The sequence below is a fragment of the Marinilabilia salmonicolor JCM 21150 genome (genome assembly GCF_000259075.1).
Classification (GTDB): domain Bacteria; phylum Bacteroidota; class Bacteroidia; order Bacteroidales; family Marinilabiliaceae; genus Marinilabilia; species Marinilabilia salmonicolor.
Genome location: NZ_AJKI01000002.1, coordinates 104,156 through 127,639, shown reverse-complemented (window position 1 = coordinate 127,639; position 23,484 = coordinate 104,156). Strand labels below are relative to the sequence as shown.

General features: G+C 44.1%; 19 protein-coding genes and 1 tRNA gene. 11 read left to right on the top strand and 9 right to left on the bottom strand.

Annotation, left to right across the window (positions count from 1 at the left end):
- Window positions 1-133: 133 nt before the first annotated feature.
- On the top strand, window positions 134-2,428 hold the full coding sequence (locus W7W_RS0101145; RefSeq protein ID WP_010662040.1) for a sodium-translocating pyrophosphatase: 2,295 nt from the start codon (window positions 134-136) through the stop codon (window positions 2,426-2,428).
- Between the two features lie 66 nt (window positions 2,429-2,494).
- A complete protein-coding gene (locus W7W_RS0101140; protein WP_036162681.1) occupies window positions 2,495-3,448 on the top strand; it encodes a pyridoxal-phosphate dependent enzyme in 954 nt (317 codons plus the stop codon).
- 174 nt (window positions 3,449-3,622) lie between these two features.
- Here W7W_RS0101140 and cls read toward each other — a convergent pair whose 3' ends face one another.
- Together cls and ribD are read right to left on the bottom strand one after the other, a co-directional pair.
- Window positions 3,623-5,095, bottom strand: coding sequence for a cardiolipin synthase (cls, locus tag W7W_RS0101135; protein ID WP_010662038.1), 1,473 nt, complete (start codon window positions 5,093-5,095; stop codon window positions 3,623-3,625).
- Window positions 5,096-5,152: 57 nt separating this feature from the next.
- Window positions 5,153-6,214 carry a bifunctional diaminohydroxyphosphoribosylaminopyrimidine deaminase/5-amino-6-(5-phosphoribosylamino)uracil reductase RibD gene (ribD, locus tag W7W_RS0101130; RefSeq protein WP_010662037.1) on the bottom strand — a complete coding sequence of 354 codons (1,062 nt, stop codon included), beginning with the start codon at window positions 6,212-6,214 and terminating at the stop codon, window positions 5,153-5,155.
- 32 nt (window positions 6,215-6,246) lie between these two features.
- On the opposite strand from ribD, the gene prmC reads away from it, so the two are divergent.
- On the top strand, window positions 6,247-7,116 hold the full coding sequence (prmC, locus tag W7W_RS0101125) for a peptide chain release factor N(5)-glutamine methyltransferase (protein ID WP_010662036.1): 870 nt from the start codon (window positions 6,247-6,249) through the stop codon (window positions 7,114-7,116).
- On the opposite strand, the gene W7W_RS0101120 is transcribed toward prmC, so the two are convergent.
- The 6 genes from W7W_RS0101120 to W7W_RS0101095 form a co-directional block, all read right to left on the bottom strand.
- The gene (locus W7W_RS0101120) at window positions 7,066-7,686 is read right to left on the bottom strand and encodes an acyl carrier protein phosphodiesterase (protein WP_010662035.1); all 621 of its coding nucleotides are present in this window, start codon (window positions 7,684-7,686) and stop codon (window positions 7,066-7,068) included. The two genes, prmC and W7W_RS0101120, sit on opposite strands and share 51 nt — an antisense overlap.
- A gap of 93 nt (window positions 7,687-7,779) precedes the next feature.
- On the bottom strand, window positions 7,780-8,760 hold the full coding sequence (gene pfkA, locus W7W_RS0101115) for a 6-phosphofructokinase (RefSeq protein ID WP_010662034.1): 981 nt from the start codon (window positions 8,758-8,760) through the stop codon (window positions 7,780-7,782).
- A gap of 170 nt (window positions 8,761-8,930) precedes the next feature.
- Window positions 8,931-9,821 (bottom strand): 4-hydroxy-3-methylbut-2-enyl diphosphate reductase, encoded by an 891-nt coding sequence (locus tag W7W_RS0101110; protein ID WP_010662033.1) that lies wholly within the window; start codon window positions 9,819-9,821, stop codon window positions 8,931-8,933.
- A gap of 34 nt (window positions 9,822-9,855) precedes the next feature.
- A complete protein-coding gene (gene cmk, locus W7W_RS0101105; protein WP_010662032.1) occupies window positions 9,856-10,569 on the bottom strand; it encodes a (d)CMP kinase in 714 nt (237 codons plus the stop codon).
- Window positions 10,570-10,680: 111 nt separating this feature from the next.
- Window positions 10,681-11,709, bottom strand: coding sequence for a type IX secretion system protein PorQ (gene porQ, locus W7W_RS0101100; protein ID WP_010662031.1), 1,029 nt, complete (start codon window positions 11,707-11,709; stop codon window positions 10,681-10,683).
- Window positions 11,710-12,021: 312 nt separating this feature from the next.
- Window positions 12,022-12,504, bottom strand: a complete 483-nt coding sequence (locus tag W7W_RS0101095; RefSeq protein WP_010662030.1) for a YkgJ family cysteine cluster protein — start codon at window positions 12,502-12,504, stop codon at window positions 12,022-12,024.
- Window positions 12,505-12,910: 406 nt separating this feature from the next.
- Between W7W_RS0101095 and W7W_RS0101090 the strand changes: the two genes are divergently transcribed.
- From W7W_RS0101090 to W7W_RS0101070, 5 genes are all read left to right on the top strand, one after another.
- Window positions 12,911-13,432: a hypothetical protein gene (locus W7W_RS0101090; protein WP_010662029.1), complete on the top strand. Its 522-nt coding sequence runs from the start codon at window positions 12,911-12,913 to the stop codon at window positions 13,430-13,432.
- Between the two features lie 441 nt (window positions 13,433-13,873).
- Complete coding sequence (gene rpoN / locus W7W_RS0101085) at window positions 13,874-15,319, top strand: RNA polymerase factor sigma-54 (protein ID WP_010662028.1); 1,446 nt, start codon at window positions 13,874-13,876, stop codon at window positions 15,317-15,319.
- Between the two features lie 39 nt (window positions 15,320-15,358).
- Window positions 15,359-15,964, top strand: coding sequence for a hypothetical protein (locus W7W_RS0101080; protein ID WP_010662027.1), 606 nt, complete (start codon window positions 15,359-15,361; stop codon window positions 15,962-15,964).
- Window positions 15,965-16,050: 86 nt separating this feature from the next.
- Window positions 16,051-16,890, top strand: coding sequence for a hypothetical protein (locus tag W7W_RS0101075; RefSeq protein ID WP_010662026.1), 840 nt, complete (start codon window positions 16,051-16,053; stop codon window positions 16,888-16,890).
- Between the two features lie 32 nt (window positions 16,891-16,922).
- Window positions 16,923-18,914: a ComEA family DNA-binding protein gene (locus W7W_RS0101070; protein WP_010662025.1), complete on the top strand. Its 1,992-nt coding sequence runs from the start codon at window positions 16,923-16,925 to the stop codon at window positions 18,912-18,914.
- A gap of 165 nt (window positions 18,915-19,079) precedes the next feature.
- Here the strand turns inward: W7W_RS0101070 and recQ are convergent, their stop codons facing one another.
- Entirely contained in the window at window positions 19,080-21,260 is a 2,181-nt protein-coding gene (gene recQ, locus W7W_RS0101060) for a DNA helicase RecQ (RefSeq protein WP_010662024.1), read from the bottom strand.
- A gap of 288 nt (window positions 21,261-21,548) precedes the next feature.
- On the opposite strand from recQ, the gene tatC reads away from it, so the two are divergent.
- The 3 genes from tatC to W7W_RS0101045 all read left to right on the top strand — a co-directional run bounded on the left by tatC (window position 21,549) and on the right by W7W_RS0101045 (window position 23,307).
- Entirely contained in the window at window positions 21,549-22,370 is an 822-nt protein-coding gene (tatC, locus tag W7W_RS0101055) for a twin-arginine translocase subunit TatC (protein ID WP_010662023.1), read from the top strand.
- Between the two features lie 12 nt (window positions 22,371-22,382).
- On the top strand, window positions 22,383-23,150 hold the full coding sequence (gene lptB, locus W7W_RS0101050; protein WP_010662022.1) for an LPS export ABC transporter ATP-binding protein: 768 nt from the start codon (window positions 22,383-22,385) through the stop codon (window positions 23,148-23,150).
- Window positions 23,151-23,225: 75 nt separating this feature from the next.
- Window positions 23,226-23,307: transfer RNA gene (locus W7W_RS0101045), tRNA-Leu, on the top strand.
- Window positions 23,308-23,484: the final 177 nt, after the last annotated feature.

Sequence of the window (23,484 nt, the reverse complement as noted above, 5' to 3'; positions counted from 1 at the left end):
TGACAATCAAGGCGTTTACTTTCGTAAATAACTTTTGTCAGAAATGGCGTAAGGCAGAAATTGGACTTTTCAGGCAAGCACTAAATATAAACCATCAGAATCAGTTTTAATAATAACCATAAATCTTTGAACTATGTTGAATCCAGTATTTTGGCTTGTTCCTGTCGCTTCTTTGATAGCGCTGTTCTTTGCCTGGTTTTTCTTCAAACAGATGATGAAAAACTCTGAAGGTAACGATACCATGAAAGAGATTGCCCGTCACGTGCGTGATGGGGCCAATGCTTATCTCCGGAGTCAGTACCGCGTGGTTGCCCTTGTTTTTCTTGTATTGGTAATTTTATTGGGTGTGCTGGCTTTTATGAAAGTACAGAATCCCTTTGTTCCTATTGCTTTTCTTACGGGTGGTTTCTTCTCCGGGTTGTGTGGCTACCTGGGAATGAAAACTGCCACTTTTGCTTCCGGCCGGACTGCCGAAGGGGCTTCCAAATCGTTGAATCAGGGGCTTAAAATTGCTTTCCGAAGCGGTGCTGTAATGGGACTGGTGGTTGTAGGCTTTGGTTTGCTTGACATTGCATTGTGGTTCTGGTTCCTTAATGAGGTGGTTTTTACGCCTGAAAATATGGTCAATGGTCTTGAATGGGCCGGTCTGACATTTGTGCATGAAGGCCTTTCCGAGAAAGAGAAGATGGTTGAGATTACCGTAACCATGCTGACTTTTGGTATGGGTGCTTCAACGCAGGCTCTTTTTGCACGTGTAGGTGGTGGTATTTTTACCAAAGCTGCCGATGTGGGTGCCGACCTGGTAGGTAAAGTAGAAGCTGGTATTCCTGAGGATGACCCGCGTAACCCTGCAACCATTGCCGATAACGTTGGTGACAATGTCGGCGATGTGGCTGGTATGGGTGCCGATCTTTATGAATCTTATTGTGGATCTATTCTTGCTACAGCTGCATTGGGGGCTGCCCTTCCTGCCCTTACCGGTACGGAACAAATGCAGGTGGTGATGGCTCCAATGGTGGTGGCTGCCGTGGGGATTCTTCTCTCCATTGCCGGAATTTTTCTGGTGCGTACCAAAGAGTCGGCTACCCAGAAAAATCTGCTTACCTCATTGCTGCTGGGAACCGGAGGTAGTTCTTTCATGATTCTGGTCGCTCTTGCAGTGTTGGTTTATCTTGACTGGATTACCTGGGGAATCTTTGGTTCTGTGGTGGTTGGTTTGCTTGCCGGTGTGATTATCGGACAGGGTACGGAATATTTCACTTCTGATGAATATGCTCCCACGAAGGGAATAGCCCGCCAGGGACTACAGGGACCCGCTACGACCATTATCGAAGGTATTGCCGTGGGAATGTTTTCTACCTGGATTCCGGTGGTGACTATTGTATTGGGAATCGTTGGCTCGTTTGCCTTTGCCGGCGGATTTGAAAACTTTGCTATGGGGGTTTACGGGATTGGTTTTGCTGCTGTAGGAATGCTTTCCACATTGGGGATTACGCTTGCTACTGATGCTTTTGGTCCTATTGCTGATAATGCCGGAGGAAATGCCGAAATGTCGGAACTTCCTCCTGAAGTACGCGAGCGCACCGATGCACTTGATATGCTTGGGAATACCACCGCTGCTACCGGAAAAGGTTTTGCTATTGGCTCTGCAGCTTTGACAGCAATGGCCTTGCTGGCAGCTTATATCGAAGAAGTTCGTCTGTGGCTCGGGAAACTGGCCAAAGCTTCTGCCGATGGTATTCAACAGGTGGGCGATTATATTTTCTATTTGAAAGATAATCCGGAGCCATTGGTAGAGAAGGGTCAGAAAGCTGTTGAGATATCAGAAGCAAGTATTCGTGATTTTTCTTCGGCATACGATTTGTCTCTTTTTAACCCAATGGTGCTGGCCGGTCTTTTTATCGGGGCAATGATGGCTTTTGTGTTTAGCTCAATGACCATGAAAGCTGTAGGACGTGCCGCAGGTAAAATGGTGGATGAGGTTCGTCGCCAGTTCAAAGAAATTCCCGGTATCATGGAGCGTAAGAGTAAACCTGATTATGCCCGTTGTGTGGAGATTTCCACAAAAGGAGCTCAGCGTGAGATGATTCTGCCTTCATTGTTGGCAATTGCTGTGCCGGTAGTTGTTGGTATTATTTTTGGCGTCCCCGGAGTGGTAGGTTTGCTGGCAGGTGGTCTTACTGCCGGTTTTACGCTTGCTGTGATGCTCAATAACGCGGGTGGTGCCTGGGATAATGCTAAAAAATATATTGAGAAAGGTAATTTTGGTGGTAAAAACAGTGAAGCACACCACGCCGGTGTGGTTGGTGATACTGTGGGTGATCCCTTTAAGGATACATCCGGACCATCGCTGAATATCCTTATCAAACTGATGACTATGGTGTCAGTGGTAATGGCCGGACTTACGGTGGCTTTCTCTATTTTCTAATAGTTATTTCTTCTAATTATCAATAAAAAGGTACATCTTTGGGTGTACCTTTTTTACTTGTTGCAGATGAACTATTTCCAGGATATTCTCAAAGCGCGGGAACGAATTGCTCCATACGTTGAGCGTACACCGGTAATTTCCAGTCAGTCGTTAAATCGGATGTTGGATGCAGAAATCTGGTTTAAGCTTGAAAATCAGCAGAAGGCCGGAGCTTTTAAGTTCAGGGGAGCTACCAATGCGGTACAGAATCTCAGGGAAGAGGATGCCAAAAGAGGGGTGGCGACCCATTCTTCCGGGAACCATGCCGCGGCACTTGCCCTGGCTGCAAAAAACAGGGGAATTCCGGCTTATATTGTAATGCCGGAAAATGCTCCTGAGATTAAAGTGGAGAATGTTCGCAAATTCGGAGGTCAGATCACTTTTTGTAAACCGACTCTGCAGGCCAGAGAGGATACTTTACTGGAGGTGACCGCAAAAACAGGAGCACTTTTTATACCTCCTTATGATTGCTACGATGTTATTTGCGGTCAGGGAACAGCGGCTATTGAGCTTATAGAAGAAGCAGGACCCTTTGATATTCTGATGACTCCCGTCGGAGGAGGGGGGCTGCTTAGTGGAAGTGCTGTTGCTGCCAAAAATCTGAATCCAAGGACTCTCGTAGTTGCAGGCGAACCTCTGGAGGCGGATGATGCCTGCCGGTCGCTGAAGGCCGGTAAAATTATCCCTTCTGATAATCCTAAGACCATTGCCGACGGATTAAAAACCTCTTTGGGAACACTGAATTTTGAAATTATTTCAGAATATGTGGATGAGATTCTTACCGCGAGGGAGCATTCTATCAGGGCTGCTATGGTGTTGCTGCGCAAACAGGCGGGAATAATGGCAGAACCTTCTTCTGCTGTGCCGTTGGCTGCGATTACCGAAAACCGGGACTTTTTCAGAGGCAAAAAGATTGGAATTATTATCAGTGGAGGGAATATTTCTGAAACACTGTTTTATAAGCTTACGAAAGGGGTGTAATGGGGCATGGTATGCGCTCTGAAGGGGCACAAGTACCAGCATGGGGCAACGCCCTTTGGATTTAGTAGTGGTGTGGGATAGAGCCCCGAAGGGGCGAAAGCACCTGAAGATAATTTATGAAATGAAGCTCAACGAAGTCAATAATCCAGGTTAGGATTGCATTGGTGCGGTAAACTATAGAAGCGGACTGAACAGTCGGGCAAAGGATTCTTTGACTTTTTCCAGGAAAGGTCTGTCAATCCATTCAGGAAGCAGAATGATTTCACTGTCTGCCTGATCCTGAAGAAATGTTTCTTTCATCTGCCTGCCGGTTTCTTTGTCATAGATGAAAGCGGTTGCTTCAAAATTCTGTTCAAAACTTCGGAAATCCATGTTTGCCGAACCCACGATGCAGATTCGGTCGTCGGCCACCAACGTTTTGGAGTGCAAAAAGCCTTTTTGATAAAAATAGACCTGAACCCCTGCTTCCAGGATCTCCCGGATATAAGAGCGGGAGCAAAGCAGCGTAATGAAGGCATCACTTTTCTCCGGGATGATGATACGCACATCCACACCACTGAGAGCTGCCGTTTTCAGGGCAAGCAATACACTTTCGCTGGGCATAAAATAGGGGGTGGCGATATAGACGTAATCCCGGGCAGTCACAATCGCCTGGAAGATACCCATCATAATGGCCGGCCAGTCGGAGTCGGGCCCGCTGGCAACAATCTGCATTGTTTTATCACCCACCGCTTCACTCTGTGGGAAATATTTTAGATCTGACAATTCGGTCTGGCTCACAAAATACCAGTCAATAAGAAAAATGCTCTGCAGCGAATTTACCGCATCGCCTTTGATCATGATGTGTGTGTCGCGCCAGATTCCATAAGAATTTACATCTCCATCTTTGTAACGGTCGGCTATGTTGTAACCTCCAATGAACCCAATATGTCCATCAATGACAACTATCTTTCGGTGATTCCGGTAATTGACTTTGCTGGTAAGTAACGGGAAGTGTACCTGCAAAAAGCTGTAAACTTCAATTCCGGCATCACGCATTTCTTCGAAAAAGGAGCTTTTTAACTCCCAACTGCCCACATCATCTACAATAAGTCTGACCTCTATGCCCCTGCGGGCTTTGTCTTTGAGGATTTCCCTGACTTGATTTCCAATGTTATCTTCGGCAAAAATATAATATTGAAGATGAATGAATTGCTCGGCTTTTTTCAGCTCCCTGATGAGAGCCTCAAACTTGTCCGTGCCATTATTCAGGAATGTAACATCATTTCCGGTGGTGACCACCGAGCTGCTGTTATTGAGCAACAAACGGACAATTCCCGTGGGTTCACGGGCAATATCATTTTTGCTTAGAATTCCGTCTGCAAGCTGTGTGATTTGTGAGTGAGCAAGGTAATTGATGCGGTGGTGATTTCGCAACCCTTTGCGGGCGATGATTTTTTCTTTCCTGAAATTCTGTCCGAAAAAAATATAGAAAATAAATCCAAGTCCGGGCAATAGCAGAAGCACCAGCACCCATGAGATGGTTTTTAACGGGCTCCGGTTTTCAAGTACAATCATAATAACCACTACCAGGATACTAATCGCATATCCTGCGAGAATAAATGGCAAAATGTTGTTGGTAAAAACAGGATTCAACAGATTTATCATTTTCTTTTAAAAACAGAACCGGATGTATGAATCAATCAGGCTAAAACGAAACTGTTTCTAATATAACGATTTGTTTCGATAAATGAACAAGCGGCTGTTGCCAAATTTCTCCCAGGCTTCGGGTTTTTGTCTGATTTTGGGTGCCTCAACCCCCGAAACAAACCATTTTTCTCCGATAAAGACTCGTGCTTCATCCCATAATCCTGCATCTGTAAAAGCATTGAGCAGTATGCCTCCGCCTTCGACCATCACAGACTGAATGTCTCTTCGGTAAAGTTCCTCCAGAACTGCAAGAAGCGGATTTTCTGTGTTTGTCAGATAAACGGTCTCCACATTTTCCGAAATCGGTGTGCCCTCTTCAGAGAATACGAGTGTTGGGGTTTTCCCGTTAAATAAGGTGAGTGTATGTGGTAATTTACCAAATCGATCAAGCACCAGGCGCAGAGGATTGGGCCCTGACCAGTCACGAACGGTCAGTGAGGGGTTATCTTTCAGTGCGGTAACTGTTCCAACCAGAATAGATGGTTCCGTTCGCCTCCATTTATGTACCATCCGCCGGGCCCAATCGTCAGTAATCCAGGTGGGGCGTGCTTCATCCAGCAAGGTTCGGTCAATGTCCAGATAGCCGTCTCTTGTTTGTGCCCATTTTAGCAGGATATAGGGCCGCTTTTGTTCGTGAAATGTGAAGAAACGTCGGTTGAGTTCTCTACTCTCCTTCTCTAAAATACCTACAGTGACAACCACGCCTGCTGAACGCAACATCTCAATGCCGCGACCGGCTACCTTTGAGAAGGTATCAGTACAGCCAACCACCACGCGGGGAATTTTTTTCTGGCGGATAAGCAGGGAGCAAGGTGGGGTTTTCCCATAGTGGGCGCATGGCTCAAGGTTGACATACAATGTGGCCTCACGAAGCCTGGACTCATCTTTAACCGAGTTGATTGCATTTACTTCGGCATGGGGTTCTCCTGCTTTTCGGTGATATCCTTCCCCTATGATTTTTCCGTTGTGCACAATGACACTCCCAACCATGGGGTTGGGATAAGTGTTGCCTTCAGCTTTTTTAGCCAGGTCAATGCATCGTTGCATGTATAATTTGTCTTGGCGTTGTGCTTCCATGTTTCTATTTTTACATTTTCAAACCAGCCATCATGCAATTAACAGTAAAAGAGATTATCCGTCAATTCAGAGAAGAACTTTCGCAATTTTACAATGTGCATGAAGCCTTTCAGTTTGTCTGGCTCATTTTTGACCACCTTCACGGCTGGACAAAAACCGATATGTTGCTTCGTGAGGATACAAAATTAACCGATTCCGACCATTTATTTGTTCAAAATGTACTGGAAAGATTAAAAAACCATGAACCTATCCAATATATTATTGGCGAAACCGAGTTTTTTGGACTTTCCTTTGACGTGAATCCGTCAGTTCTGATACCCCGCCCCGAAACGGAGGAACTGGTGGAGTGGATTCTGGAAAGTGTAACGGCGGACAAGTCATTACGAATTCTGGATATTGGCACAGGCAGCGGGTGCATAGCTGTATCTTTGGCCAGGCATTTGCCCGGTGCCACTGTCACGGCCTGGGATGTTTCATCCGATGCTTTGATGGTTGCGGAAAATAATGCCCGAAAAAACAAGGCTGTTGTTTCTTTTGTGCAGAAAGATGTATTAAAGATTACTCCTGATGAAATGGAGCAATATGATATTATTGTTAGCAATCCCCCTTATGTTCGGGAATTGGAAAAGGACATGATGAAGGAAAACGTGCTGAACCATGAGCCTCAGCTGGCTCTTTTTGTGGAAGATCATGATCCGCTGGTCTTTTACAGACACATTACCCGGTTGGCTACCGAAAGTTTGCTTCCTGATGGTCTTTTATTCTTTGAAATCAATCGTGACATGGGCCGGGAAACAATGGAGTTGCTGGCTGATAACGGATTTCGTGAAACCGAACTGCGAAAAGATTTGTCAGGAAACTTCCGTATGCTCAAAGCTTTGGGGCCTCTCAGTATTTTCTAAAAATACTTTGGATGAGGCAATTATATCTGTCATAAACCGGTTGAATTGCCCGGTTAGAGTTATATAATGTTTTTCCAGCTGCTCTAAAGCAAAGTCGGTATGGTCGGGAAGTGATGAGTTGGCAGACATAATGCGGAGGGTTCGCTCCACCCCTTCAAATGTCTGATAGTTTTCCAAACGACGACTTTTTATCAGAAATGGTAAGAACTGCTTGACTCTTGGGGGTAAGGTGAAATAGTGCCGCATCAGAATTCTGTGGGATTTGTTGACAAAGCTTTTCAGAGATTCATCGGAATAATTGTTCCATTTAGCTGCCAGCAGATGATCATAAATAATATCTCCTACCACCCCGGCATAACGGCGATATCCATCTCTGAAATATCCGGAACTTTCCCTAAACACAGGATGTGCATCGGTGAAAGTATCAATATGTCTGTGCAAAAGAATACCTGTTTGTACGCTGTCGGGGTAACGCAAAAATCTTCTCCCTTTGACGTGGTCACCGATAAAATTGCCAACCATTACCAAAGGATCATTATTCGACAAGTATAAATGTGCAAGATAGTTCATACATCATCAACAGTATCTGGCTCTGTTTTGTTTTTACAGAATTCAGGGAAATACAATATTTTACGAACGCACTAAGAGTGACCTTTGTTCTGACTATATGGATAGAATTTTTGTAATTTCCAGCAGTTGGGGGTTTAATGGTTTTTTGTTTTTCAGAGCTTCTGAAAAGGGAGTAAATACAATCTGGTTGTTGGTCATTCCCACCATTACATCTTTATGATTGTTACGTATAGCTTCCACCGCAGAAATACCCATTCGGCTCGCAATAACCCTGTCGAAGGCCGATGGGGAACCGCCCCGCTGAATATGGCCCAGAATTGTTACCCGCACATCGTATTCGGGATGATCCTTTCCTACCTGTTCGGCAATTTTCAGAGCACCACCTATTTCGTCACCTTCAGATACCAGCACAATGCTGCTTGTTTTCTTTTTGCTAAATCCCGTTTGCAGAAAATGTTCCAGTTGATCAAAATCTGTTTTTACTTCAGGAACCAATATGGCTTCAGCACCCGAGGCAATTCCGCTGCGAAGTGCCAGAAACCCTGCGTCGCGCCCCATAACTTCGATGAAAAATAAACGGCTGTGGGCCGTGGCTGTATCTCTGATTTTGTCAACTGCCTCGACTACGGTGTTCAGAGCAGTATCGTATCCAATGGTATAATCGGTTCCGTACAAGTCGTTGTCAATGGTTCCGGGAATTCCCACTATCGGAAAATCGTATTCCTCACCAAAAATCCGGGCCCCGTTAAAGGTGCCATCTCCACCTATCACTACAAGGGCATCGATTCCTCGTTTTTTCAGGTTTGTAATGGCTTTTTTTCTTCCCTCCTCTGTTCTGAAATCCATGCTACGGGCCGATTTTAGGAAAGTCCCCCCCGATTGTATGATGTTGCTGACTGAGTTGGATTGTAACTCTTCCATATCATCATCAATCATGCCCTGATAGCCACGTTTGATTCCGTAAATTTTTAAATTGTTATAGATACTGGCACGCACTACAGCCCGAATGGCTGCATTCATTCCGGGAGCATCTCCACCCGATGTCAGTACAGCAATGCTTTTTATGGAGGTCATAAACTCTCTGTTTTCAATGTTTGATTCTCTCAAATATAACAAAAAGGTTTTGTTTTATCAGAGAACCAGTCATTGATGTTTGGAGGGAGGTAGAATAAACGGGCTTTTGATATTTTACTGATACAGGTCTTAAAAGAACAGTCGCTCTTGAAGAAGCTCTAAATTGCCGGTTAAAATGTCCTGATCTTTTCTGCGACAATTTTCATCAACCAGGCGGGAGTGGAGGTTGCACCGCAAACACCTGTGCTTTGGGGTCTGGAGGCAAACCAAAGGGACTGAAGATCCTCAGGGCTGCTGATAAAGTGGGTCTGCGGGTTGACATCCAGACAGGACTTGTAGAGGGACTGTGCATTGCTGCTTTTGGCACCTCCCACAAAGATGACCACGTCATGTTTCCGGGCAAACCTTTGAAGATGAGGTGCCCGGTTGGATACCTGACGGCAAATGGTGTCATTTATTTGGACTTCAACATTGTTGATGGCTCTTCTGCGAAGAGCTGCGGCAATATTTTTAAAAACTTCCGGACTTTTAGTGGTTTGTGAAAATAGAACAACCGGCCTGCCCGGATCAATCAGTCTGACATCTTCTTCCTTCTCAAGTATTATAGCTTCATGGTTGGTTTGACCGGACAAGCCTTTTACTTCTGCGTGACCAATCTTTCCGTATATGGCAATTTGCCCTTTTTTATCTTTCATTTCTTCATAGGCGACTCGCACCCTTTGTTGCAGCTTTAGGACTACAGGGCATGTGGCATCTATAAGCTTCAATCCTTTTTCTTTGATTTTCTGATATGATTCGGGCGGTTCGCCGTGTGCCCTGAAAAAGACAGTTCCTTCTTTCATGTTCTCCAGGTCACGGTGGTCGATGGTTTGCATTCCTTTGTTGTTGAGCCGTTCCACCTCCAGATCGTTGTGAACGATGTCGCCCAGGGAGTAAATGGTTCCGTTGTTGCCAATTTCTTCTTCTGCTTTACTTATGGCACGTACTACGCCAAAGCAAAACCCCGACTTATCGTCTATCTCCACATATAGGGACTGTTTGTTGTTTACAGAAGAATCCATTGTTATACTTTATTGGTCTGATAGAGTTTTGAAACTACTCGTTAGAAATACTTACTCCCATTTCGGTCAACTTGTCAAGAATCCAATCCAGCTGTTCCTTAGGGGACAGGTGGCTGTTGTCCAGTACCACCGCATCTTCGGCCTGCTTTAGTGGACTTTCCTTTCGGGTGCTGTCCATTAAGTCCCGGTCTTTAACGTTTTTGAGAACCTCTTCGAATGCAGGATTTTGTCCTTTGGCTTTCATTTCATCGAAACGCCGTCGAGCTCTTATTTCAGGTGCTGCGGTCATGAATATTTTAAGGTCTGCTTTGGGGAAAACCACCGTACCGATGTCTCTGCCGTCCAGGACCACTCCCCCTTTTTTGCCCATCAGTTGCTGAAGTTCCACCAGTCTTTTTCTGACAAAACCAAGGGCACTTATCGGGCTTACATTGTTGCTTACTTTCAGGTCTCTGATTTCTTCTTCCACATTTTCACCGTTTAGCCAGGTGTCATTGGTCCCTTTGCTAAGATTGGTGCGAAACCGGATGTCAATGTCCTCCAGAGATGATCTGAGCCCTTCCTCTTCGATTTTCCCGTTTGCAATTAGATGGTTGCGAAGTGCGTATAGTGTAACAGCCCTGTACATTGCTCCTGTGTCGATGTAAGCAATCTTTAGAAGCTGCGCCAGGTCTTTGGCTACTGTGCTTTTACCACACGATGAGTGCCCGTCAATCGCAATAATCAGGGAGTGAATATTTTTTGTCATAATCTTTTTTTAGGAATGCCTTACAAAGATAGTGATAATGAGAAGAAATTTAGATTCTGCCTCAAAATCTCCAAACCCGGAACGCCAAACTCAGAACCCCAACCCCAGAACTCAAAACTCCGAAATATTGGTGGTTATCGAGAAATGATTAGAGGACGAAGCTAAATGGTAGCGGGCCGAGCTGTAGGCGAAATGAAATTTGTAAACCCGGAATCCAAAGCCCCATGAATACCCCACTGTCGATACTTTAGAATCGACTCTGAGTTCCTGACGTCGACGGGGATTCAGGCCGGCGGCCACATAAAAATTCTTTGAGGGGAGAAACTCTACGCCAAAAATAAGATGTCGCAACAATTGATCTCCAAAACCTGCATTGGCACTCTCGGGTTGGGGAACACTTATTCCGTAATCATTTTCGGGAATTTCATAATCCAGTGATCCGGAAAGTAAGTCACGTGCTGTAACCGAAAATCGGAACGGGGCGTGTGCCAACTGAGTGGAAAATCCTATTTGCAGGTCGGGTGGCAGCGAAGCGGCTGATGTTTCTCCGTAGCGGCTGATTTGGCGACCTCCGTTTCTTAGCAGGGCTCCGGCATGAAACCGGCCATTGGCATGGTGGTAAGTAACGCCTGCATCGAAAGCAATCCCCCATGAATTATAGGTCTCAATGGTGCTGAAAACAGGCTTGAAAGTCAGACCTCCAGTAAACCGGGGGGATAATTTTTTGGAATAGCCCAGGAAAACAACGGTCTCTGAAGCACTGAAATTTCCCTGTATCTCACCATTCTCGTCGGCCATAATCATATCACCATAGCCCAGGTGGTTTATACCGGCAAAGAAAGTTCCTGTGCCCGGCAGATTGTAGGCAAAACTACCGTAGCCGTAGTTGATGTCGGCAATATAGGGGGAGTAACCGAGTGAAACATTTTTGTGGAGAGAGGAATCGGCAAGAGCAGGATTGAATAAAGCCAGAGAAGGGTCATTGTCCGTGAGTGCTACCTGATGTCCACCCAGAGCAGTCATTCGTGCCGAGGGGGTCAGATGTAAAATACCGAATGTTGATTCCCCTCCTTGCTGGGCTGCTGTGGAGAACGATAACAGTAAAAGTGTTACTACAAAGGAAATTATTTTTTGTCCCATTGGCTGACCTGTATGGTATGATCTAAAAAACAAACGGCATTAACAATTGGTTTATTGTCAGCAAAATTAGTATAAAACCATGAAAAGGAGCAAAGAAAGAGCTCGGTTTGAAAATTTTCTGTTAATGCAATTTTCCAGAATGGAATAATCTTTATTTCTTATCACTTTTGTCTTCGAAAACGGCCAGATTTCGTTATTGTGGCCGATTCGGAGCAATCTGTATCTTTTTGCCGGCCATCAATGGGTTCCTGATTCTCGGGGCTTGTTGGCCTGAGAGTATCATTCGGGTTCAATTATTGCATTACAAAGTTGTTAATAATCTTTCTTAAGTTCTTCCACAATCTCCAGAACTGCGGGGCATACCAGCGTATTTCGCCAGGTTAGTTTCAATATTTGATGGAAACGTGCCCGGTCGGTGTGCGGGTATTCACGACAGGCACGTGGCCTCACCTCATAAATCATGCAGTAATTATCAGGCATCAGAAAAGGGCAGGGCGTTTCGCGAAAGACATAATCTCCCTCTTCATCCAGTTGCAGGTATTGCTCTATCATCCGGGAAGGTTTCATCTTCAGATGCTTTGCGATGCGGTCGATGTCGCGGTCGATGACAATGGGGCTGGTGGTTTTGCAACAATTAGCGCATTCGAGACAGTCGATGTGATTGAAGGCGTTGTGGTGCAGTTGATGAACAATATTATCCAGATTTTTGGGTTTCCGACGCCGGAGTTTCTCTAGAAAAGCTTTGTTTCCTTTGGAGCGGTTTTGCGACTCTTCCCTGAATTTTTCTAAATCCATGTTTCTTATATAATCAATTTCGTTTGTTGACTTTAATACTCTGTTGGGTATTTACCCTGCCTTGCCATAGAACAGGTAGTGCGTAAACAGGCTGTTGGCCTGAAAGCAATAGACTGGGACAACTACTCAGCGAATTTGTAATATCTATTCCCCCGCCTTTTTTGGTCGCTTCGCAACCCCAAAAGGAGGATAAAGGGAAGAATATAAATTCCCTGGGCGACTGCTCAAAGACTTTCTGTCTTTTAATAAACCTTTTTGTCTTTCAGAATCGGAAGTATGGGCAAGGAATTCTGCGATAATACGATGTTTAAACAGATTTTGTAACCGCAAAGATTGAAAGATTATTTGAAAAGTAAACTGATTCTTTTACCTTACTCTTGATTATTTACCATTCTAACCTGATTTTATGCGAACTTACAGAACTTATTTATTGTCTGCTTTTGCCGGATTGCTTTTTGGTTTAACTTTTTTCATGGTGTTATTGTGGATTTCATATGGTTGGGAGGAAGCAACTGATTCCATCTATAATGTACTTATTGTCATAGCAGTTGTGGGTTTTGTGTTTCCTTTATTTCATTTACGAAGATTAAAATATCCTGATTCAGCAGCCCTGACACCACCCGAATTTAAAGATGTGCGTCACAGAGTGTTCGGGGTTGATACTGATCGTTTTGATTATGGGTACTTCCTGAAACTAATCGAAGAGCAAAATGTAATGACCCGCGAGGGGGAACATTCATTGAAATTGAGAACAAAGTTTTCTTTCCGGAATGCCCTGGCCTGTGCATTTCTGAAATTTGATGAAATCCACGGCAAAATGGATGTTTATTACTATTCGGTTCCCGGCTACACCAGACGTGGAACTAAAGCTGTGACGAAGTTGGATCAGGCATTTGAAGAGATGATCCGACGCTCTTTAAAGGCATAAAATAACACTTAGTCTGCTTTGTTCATAAGTTTTCGTTATGAGATGTTCAAATATCAAGAAATACAAACAACCCCGGCAAGTTTGGTGCAGTAAATAGGGAACTATTTTTAAATCAAATTTGGCGAGGCCGCTGGTATTTTGCCGATAGTTGGACATCGGAATAGATAATTTGTGAATAATGCAGGTTAGGGATTGTGCCGAAAAAACTTTTCGCGTTAAACTTGTCTTTTTGCCCTTTCACTTCCTTGAAAATCCATTAAATAGCTGGCTATTCGCATTATTTTCAAGTCGGTAAAGAACAAAATAACTTCGTTAAATCTGTCAATTTATTTCATTACAACCTCTTAATGTTTCCTGATTTCCCGAATTTACTGTAATTTTGTGAAAGACGGGCCCGATATTTGTCATGAGTAGCTTCGTCTTTTTAAACAGATTCAGGGAATGTTAAAACAGAGTTTACAACAAAAATTGCTGCAAAAGCTTTCACCACTGCAGATTCAGGTGATTAAGCTTTTAGAAATTCCGACGACTCAGCTGGAACAGCGGATTAAAGAGGAGTTGGAGGAGAACCCTGTGCTCGAACTTGAGCGTGATTCCCGTGATCCTGATGAAGAAGATACCAGCACTGAAACGGACAATGAGAAAGATGAGATGTCCATCGATGCCTATATTCAGAATGAAGATATTCCGGCCTATAAATTAAGTTCCAGAAATTTTTCCAAAGACGATAAGCAGGAAGACGTTCCCTTTTCATCAGGAACGACTTTTCATGAGCATCTGGTAAGTCAGATGGGGCTGCGCATCATGGACGAGCGTCAGTCCCTGATTGCCGAATACATTATCGGTAACATTGATGAAGACGGTTATCTGCGTCGTGAGGTTGATGAGGTTATCGATGATTTAGCCTTCGCACAGAATGTGGAAGTTGATGAAAAAGAAGCTTTGGAAGTTCTGAAGATGGTTCAGGATTTTGACCCTCCCGGGGTTGGTGCCCGCGATCTTCGGGAATGTCTGTTGCTGCAGCTCGATCGCAAAGAAAATGAAGATCCTTTGGTGGAGAAAGCTCATCATCTGATAAAGCATCATTTTGATGAGTTCACCCGGAAACATTACGATAAGATTGAGAAACGGATGCACCTCGAAGAGGGGGAGCTGAAGGAGATTCTTGAAGAGATTTTGCATCTCAATCCAAAACCCGGAAGTTCATACAGCAATCCGGTAACCAAAACTGTTCAGCATATTATTCCGGATTTTATTCTGGATATCGAGGACGGCCAGCCACGCCTTTCTTTAAACAATCGTAATGTGCCCGAATTGCGCATTAGTCATACTTATGCTGAAATGTTTGAAGATTATCAGGCCAATAAAAAGAATCAGAGCAAAGATAAGAAGGAGGCCCTGATGTTCGTGAAGCAGAAGCTCGATTCTGCCAAATGGTTTATCGATGCCATCAAACAACGACAAAACACCCTGATGACCGTGATGCAGTCGATTCTGGACTATCAGTACGATTACTTTTTGGAAGGGGATGAGACCAGGTTGCGTCCTATGATTCTTAAGGATATTGCGGAGCGCACTGATTTGGACATTTCCACGGTTTCCCGTGTTTCAAACAGTAAATATATTCAAACGCATTTTGGAATTTTTCCGTTGAAGTATTTCTTTTCTGAAGGTTTACAAACAGATTCGGGGGAGGAGGTTTCAACCCGTGAGATAAAAAGTATTTTGCAGGACTGTATTGAGAACGAAGATAAACGAAAGCCGTTGACTGACGATAGACTGGCCAAAATCCTTCAGGAAAAATCATACAATATTGCACGGCGGACAGTGGCTAAATACCGTGAACAACTCAATATCCCTGTGGCACGGCTGCGGAAAGAGTGGTAAACTCCGAAGGGACGGACAAACTTTTTTATACACTTGTGCATGAAGCTTTTCAGCAAAATTCTCTCCATTGTTTTTCACCCTATGTTGATGCCAACATTTGGGTTGTTCCTTATTTTTAATGCCGGGCTGCATCTTTCATATATGCCTTTTGAGATAAAAAGGTTAGTTTATCTGATTGTTTTCATTTCTTCGTCTCTGCTGCCTGTTTCATTGCTTCCGCTTTTTCTTCAAATGAAGGTCATCAAAAGTTTTAAGATGGAAACAGCGCGGGAACGGATCTATCCGGTATTGGTGACAGGTGTTTTTTATTTTCTGGGGTATTTTCTTTTGCGTCGGTTGAATGTTTCTCCGTTGATTGAGAATTATATGCTTTCCATATTGGTCGCTGTTCTATTGGCGGCAGGGATATCCTTCTTCTGGAAAATAAGTTTGCATGCCATTGCCGTAGGAGGGGTAACCGCTGTTTTGGCAGCAATGATGATTAAATACGGGGTGGATCTGCTTTTACTCGTCTCTTTGATGGTGCTGATTTCAGGACTTGTTGCAATGGCCCGGCTTTGTCTGAATGCTCATTCTTCATCGCAGGTATATGTTGGGTACATCACAGGTTTTGTTATTGTATTCGCAGGAGTGGTTTTGGGCTGATTTTTCTTTTTTCGGATGGTTGCGTTGTATTTGTGAAATGATTAACTTGCAGATAATCACCAACAAACCTGTAATTCTAACCATTCATGAAAAGAAAGCTGTTCCTGGCAGGGCTTTTCTTCCTTGGCGTTTTCTATGTCAGAGCCCAGCAATATGATTTCCCGTCCCCCGTTTCTTATTCTCCCGTCTTGTCGGGTGCTTCCGACACTACTGTCTGGTCATTGTTTGCTAATCCTTCCGGCATTTGTAATGTCAATCACATTGCAGTGGGATGTGGCTATCATAATTCATTTCTCGTTGATGCATTGTCTTCACAAGCTGCTTTTGTTGTGGTTCCCATGTCTTTTTTTCATGGAGGAATAGATTATTCCCGGTTTGGAAATGAACTTTTCAATCATCAGCATTTTTCTTTTTCAATGGCTCGGGAAATCGCTCCTTATTTAAAAATGGGGGTACGGTTTCGTTATTTGATTCGCACTATCCGGGGCGCCGATAATTCAGACACTTTTACTTTTGATGCCGGACTTTCTTTATATGTGTCAGAAAAAACGATGTTTGCAGTTTACGGTCGAAATCCTGCCGGACAATCACTAAAAGATGATTTTTCGGAACAGCCATTGCCATCGTTTCTGGCTTTTGCGTGTAATGTGAAGTTATCTCCGGTATTTGGTGTTGCTGTAGAATATTCTCATCGAAACGATTTGTCTCGTCAGGTTTACGGGGTCATAATGTCAGCGCGTGTTCATTCTCTGGTTGAGTTGCGAAGTGCCATATCAGCAAAACCAATCCGGTTAGGTCTTGGAGTGTCGGTCTGGTGGGAAGGGTTTGAGCTTACATTGGCGGCCAGCCACCATGACCGTTTGGGGTTATCATCCACTGCAGGAATTGTCTGGTATCTTCCCGGTAAGAGGGGAGGTGGAAAGTGATTAAGGGGCATTTGAAAGCACTCTTGTGTATCATGGTGTTTTTGATTGATGCGGAGGGTGCATTTTCACAAATTAATGAAGGGCTGCAGGAATGGGCTGAAGAGGTGGCTTCGGTTTATGCAGAGGAAACAGAGAAAGAAGATCTCTCTTTTTTTATAGAGCAACTGATCAGACTTGCCGGCAATCCCATCAATATTAATATTGCCGGACGTGAAGAATTGGAGCAGATTTTTTTTCTGACCGATATTCAGGTCGAGAATATTCTTTTTAAGAGATATGTGAACGGACCTTTTCTTACCATTTATGAACTTCAGGCTGTGGAAGGATTGCCGGTGGATGTTATTCAGAAGATGGAGCCGTTATTAGTTTTTGGTATTCGGGATACGGAACCGGGAAAATTTAGGATTTGGGGCGATTCCTTTATGAGAACCGGATACCAACCGGAGAAGGCAAAAGGATTTGAGGAAAATAACTCCGGAGATAAGCTGTACCTGGGAGACAGGTTTAGCTTGTATGAAAGAACTCAGTTACAAACCAATCGCTACTTCTCAGCCGGAATGATTCTGGAAAAAGACGTCGGGGAGCCCATGTTTGGACGAGGGATAGAGGGCTTTGACCTAATGTCGGGATATGTTCATTACAAACATGAAAAGGGTATTTTGAGAGAAGTTCTGGCAGGAAGATATTCAGCCAGTGTTGGTCAGGGGCTGGTACTTCAGTCGGGGATGCCGATGCGAAAAAGCAGTCTGACCACCAGTATTCGAAACAGGCGTGCCGACTTCAGACCTTCACTGTCCGCCTCAGAGGCCTTTGGTTTGGAAGGAGGGTACGCTGTGCTGGGGTACAAATCATTTGAGGTTACTCCGTTTTTTTCTTCAAAGTATCGGGATGGACGTGTGGATGAGGCAGGGGATCTCACAAGTCTTCGGGAAGATGGTTTTCATCGTACCGCAACAGAGATCATGCAGCGTCACAATGTGACTGAGCAGATTGCAGGAGGAAAGGTTTCCTGGTCAGGTCGTTGGTTGAATCTGGAGGCAGGCTGGTTAAAATATCGGCTCGACAGGCCTCTGAAGTCTGACATTCTTCCGTATAATAAGTTTTATTTTAGAGGGAAGCAGACAGACAACGGTTGGCTGGGGTATGTAATCAGCAGGAAAAATCTGTTGGTTTTTGGAGAGGTCGCGGTCAATGAAATGGAGAATATCGCACTTTACAACGGACTGGTGTGGGGAGCTGCTCCCGGTTTTTCGCTCTCTTTGAGTCACAGACAGATATCAATGTATTACAAGGCTCCATTGGCTGGGCCAATGGCAGAAAGCTGTAGTTTTCAGGGAGAGAGCGGGTTTTATTGTGGAATCCGGTGGGAGTTGCCATGGCAGTTGGTGTTTGCTTCCTATTTTGATTATTACCGGTTCGGGTGGCTTCGGTTTCGTGTTGATGCTCCTTCTTCCGGTTTTGACTGGCTGGGAAATGTGGAAAAAGATTTTGGACGGGATGGCAGACTTCAGTTAAAATACCGGTACAGGGAAAAACCTGTGAACCGGGATGTGGGGTTATCTGCAAATGGCATTGCACATCAAAAATATAACCATCTGAAAGTTCAATACAGAAAAAAGATAAACCCCGGATGGCAGTTTACCTCTCAGATGCAGTGGCATTTTGTAAATGGTACTGAAGAAAACCAGGAAGGTCAGATGGTTGCTCAAGATCTGAAATGGAGCAATGAGAAACAGACCATAGCCCTGACCGGCAGGTTGGCTTTTTTTTCAACAACAGGTTATGAGGCACGGTTGTATTCTTATGAACCCCATGTTTTGTATATGTTTTCGGTACCTGCTTATTCCGGAAGAGGAAGCCGGTATTTGCTGATGGGAAATTTCAAGGTTATTCCTAATTTGCATCTATGGTTCCGGGTTGCCCGGTGGAAATATAACGACCGGGATGTAATTGGTTCCGGGAACCAACAGGTGGCTTCCAGCCGTAAGACTGATCTGACTTTTCAGGTTCGGATAAAATTTTAGTCTGATTAATTCATGAATATTCGTAATGAGATGTTCAAATAGCAAGAAATACAATCAACCGCAGATAAAATGAATAATGAATTATTTTCAAATCATTTTTATTGAGTACGAGTGCAGTTCGCAGGTAGTTGAGCATCGGAATAGATTATTTGTGAATAAATCAGGTTAATTGCCCACTTCCGAAATAAATTTGATGCGAACCATCCGCACCTCTTCTTCTGAGTATTCATCCTCACCCAGCTCATCAAGGGCAGCCCCAATGTCATCTGTCTCTGCATCTTCCTTGAAATAATAGAAAATGTCATCCCGATGTTCCTCATCCATCACCTGATCGATGTAATAATCGATGTTTACACGGGTTCCGGAATATACAATGGATTCAATTTCCTGAAGAAGTTCAATAAGTTCAATCCCCCTGGAGTTTGCAATGTCTTCCAGGGATACCTGACGGTCGATGTTTTGAATAATGCTGACTTTTGATTTGCTTTTGTTGGCCACGGTTTTGACAACAAGGTCCATGGGGCGTTCTATCTCATTTTCATCCACATGTCGTTGGATAAGATCCACAAAATCTTTTCCGAACCGCCTGGCTTTTCCGGCTCCCACTCCAGGCATATTCTGGAGCTCGTCCAAGGTCACGGGATAATAAGTGGACATGGCCTCCAGTGAGGGATCCTGAAAAATCACAAAGGGAGGAAGGTTCTTCTTCTTCGAAATCTTTTTGCGCAAATCTTTTAGCATGGAAAATAAAACGGTATCCACTGCAGCAGTTCCTCCGCCTGACCGCGTTTCTTCTTCCATTTCATCGTAATCGTGGTCGCGGGCAATCATTATGCTGTAGGGCTTTTCAATATACTGAAGCCCTTTCTCGGTCAACTTCAGAAGTCCGTAGCTTTCAATGTCTTTGGTAATGAGTCCCGCTACCAGTGCCTGGCGGGTAACCGCATGCCAAAACTTCTCATCTTCTTCACCGCCACATCCGAAGATGTCCAGCTCGTGGTGATGGTAGGATTTTATAATGCTGGTAACCTTTCCTATCATTACCTGAATGATGTGTTCTGTTTTAAATCGCTCTTTAAGCTCATTGACAACTTTCAACAGCTTAACGATGTGGTCTTTCCCTTCGAATTGTTCCTTGGGATGGACGCAGTTGTCGCAGGTGCTGCAATTCTCCTCGGTATAGGTCTCTCCAAAATAGTGGAGCAGCATTTTGCGGCGGCATACAGATGATTCAGCGTATGCAACGGTCTCCAACAGTAACTGTTTTCCAATCTCCTGCTCTGCCAGTGGCTTCCCCTGCATAAATTTTTCCAGTTTCTGAATGTCCTTGTAGCTGTAAAAAGCGATGCAACGGCCTTCTCCTCCATCACGACCGGCACGCCCCGTTTCCTGGTAATATCCTTCCAGACTTTTGGGAATGTCGTAGTGAATTACAATGCGTACATCCGGTTTATCAATTCCCATTCCGAAAGCAATGGTGGCCACTATTACGTCAATCTCTTCCATCAGGAATTTATCCTGATTGCCTGAGCGGGTGGCTGCATCCATCCCTGCATGGTAAGGGAGGGCCTTTATGCCGTTTACCACCAGTGTTTCCGCCAGTTCTTCCACCTTTTTCCGGCTCAGACAATAGATAATGGCTGATTTACCGGTATTTTCTTTCAGTATTTTAATGATTTCACGGGTGGCATTGACTTTTGGTCTAACCTCATAGAACAGATTTGCTCTGTTGAAAGAAGATTTATAAACGTGGGCATTTAACATACCCAGGTTTTTCTGTATGTCGTGCTGAACTTTGGGGGTTGCAGTTGCTGTCAGAGCAATTACCGGTGCATCTCCTATTTCGCTGATGATGGGACGTATGCGGCGGTATTCCGGGCGAAAATCATGTCCCCACTCCGAAATACAGTGGGCTTCATCCACTGCGTAGAAGGATATTTTTACCTGCTTCAGAAACTGGATATTGTCCTCTTTGGTCAGAGATTCCGGAGCAACATATAATAGACGTGTTTTTCCGGAAATAACATCATCTTTAACTTGCTGGATGGCTGACTTGGTCAATGATGAGTTCAGAAAATGAGCTATTCCGTCATCTTCGCTGAAATTGCGCATGGCGTCCACCTGATTTTTCATCAGGGCAATCAGGGGAGATATGATGATGGCCGTTCCGTCCAGAATAAGTGCCGGAAGCTGGTAACATAAAGATTTACCACCCCCTGTGGGCATCAGCACAAAAGTGTCGTTCCCGTCCAGAACGTTTTGAATGATCGCTTCCTGGTTTCCTTTAAATGTGTCGAAACCAAAATGGCGTTTTAAATAACTGCTAAGGTCAACTTGCTTAGTCATAACAAATTCGAACTATTCATAATTTTTCAACACAAAATCAGTCTGTTAATGCTCCTTTTTCCTTTTTTGACCCACAAAGCAAACAAATTTAATGGATTATTTAGAAATTCGATAGGTTCAACTGATTTTTATAGTCTTTTTTACTTTTTTATAGGTTAGGTATATTCTCTTTGCCCTTTTCAGAGTTAATTCTTATTGAAGGTATAAAATAACCTCAGTAAAAACAAATTATTTAGAAAGTGTTTTTATCTTCGCAATCAAGTTTAACTGATCAGAGAACAGATAAAAATGGGAAAAACTGACCGGGAAGAAATGTCCTTTTTGGAGCATCTTGAAGAGCTCAGATGGCATTTGGTGCGATCTTTTTTATACATCTTTGTTTTTGCGATTCTGGCGTTTGTTTTCAAGAATATTGTTTTCGATGTTATTTTGCTGGGGCCCGGAAATCCAGATTTTTTCACCAACCAATTGCTTTGCGGACTTGCTGCAGATTTCAACCTTCCGATGCTTTGTATAAATAAGGAGCAACTTTCTTTGCAGAATATCAATATGACAGGGCAGTTTACGACTCACTTATGGATATCCTTTCTTGCAGGAGTTATCGTTGCTTTTCCGTTGATTTTCTGGGAGTTCTGGCGGTTTATTAAGCCGGCTCTGTATAAAGAGGAAGTTCAGCACAGCAGGGGTGCCATTTTCTTTGCCTCTATCCTTTTCAGCATCGGCATTCTTTTTGCTTATTATGTGATTAGCCCTTTGTCTGTTCATTTTTTGGGGAACTATCAGGTAAGCGAGAAGGTGGAAAATATTGTGAATCTGGGGTCGTACATTGGTACCGTTTCTTCTATTATTCTGGCCAGTGGTATTTTGTTTGAACTACCCATGTTTATCTATTTTATGAGCAAGGTTGGGTTGGTAACTGCCGATACATTGAAGAAGTATCGGAGACATTCCATTGTCGTGACTTTGGCGTTGGCAGCGATTATTACTCCGCCTGACGTGATTAGTCAGATACTGGTATGTCTGCCATTGATTTTGCTTTATGAAGCAGGCATAATGATTGCAAGGGGTGTGGAGAAGAAAAAACAAAAAGAACTGGCCCGTCAGGGTTAAAACAGTTATTTTATGGAAGAGCACAAGATGAAATTACATACGGATACGCTCGTTAAGAGGTATCGCAACCGAACAGTGGTTAAAGGGGTGTCGGTAGAGGTGAATCAGGGAGAAATCGTGGGTTTGCTGGGGCCTAATGGAGCCGGTAAAACAACTACCTTCTATATGATCGTGGGGTTGATTACCCCTAACGATGGTAAGATTTTTCTGGACCAGGAGGAAATTACCAATGAACCTGTTTATCGCCGTGCCCAGAAGGGTATTGGCTACCTGGCCCAGGAAGCCAGTGTTTTTCGAAAGCTTAGCGTGGAAGATAATATCAGGGCAGTTCTGGAAATGACCAGTTACTCCAAAGAGTATCAGAAGCAACGTCTGGAAGAGCTAATCAGTGAGTTTGGACTTGGACACATTCGAAAAAGCCTGGGAATCCAGTTGTCCGGAGGTGAACGGAGAAGAACTGAAATCGCAAGGGCCCTTGCCATCAATCCCAGTTTTATTTTACTGGATGAGCCCTTTGCCGGTGTCGACCCCATTGCGGTGCGGGACATTCAGGAAATTGTTGCACGTCTGAAATATAAAAATATCGGAATACTGATAACCGACCACAATGTTCACGAAACGTTGTCAATCACTGATCGTGCCTATTTGCTGTTTGAAGGAGATATTCTTAAAGCTGGTTCAGCAGAGGAACTTGCCGAAGATCCCGATGTAAGAAGAGTTTATCTTGGCGATGACTTTGAGTTAAAACGCCGGAACTTTGATCATGCAAAGAACTCCTGATCCGGATTGCAAGAAAAATGATTTTTTTCTTGGAAATTGAAATAAAATAACCGTACTTTGCAACCGCAAAATCAGGCGGACGTGGCGTAATTGGTAGCCGCGCTAGATTTAGGATCTAGTGCCGAGAGGCGTGTGGGTTCGAGTCCCTCCGTCCGCACAAGTAAGGAAATATAACCGCCTTGGGTGACCGTTGGTCGCAAAAGGCGGTTTTTTTAATGGTATGGTTTCCCGAAAAACAGGTTAAAATAATGAAAAATTGTCCGGTCGGAGTTTTCTGGTTTGGCAACTTGTAAATGCTTCATTATCTTTGCACTCGTTTTTGTCTGACCCGAGA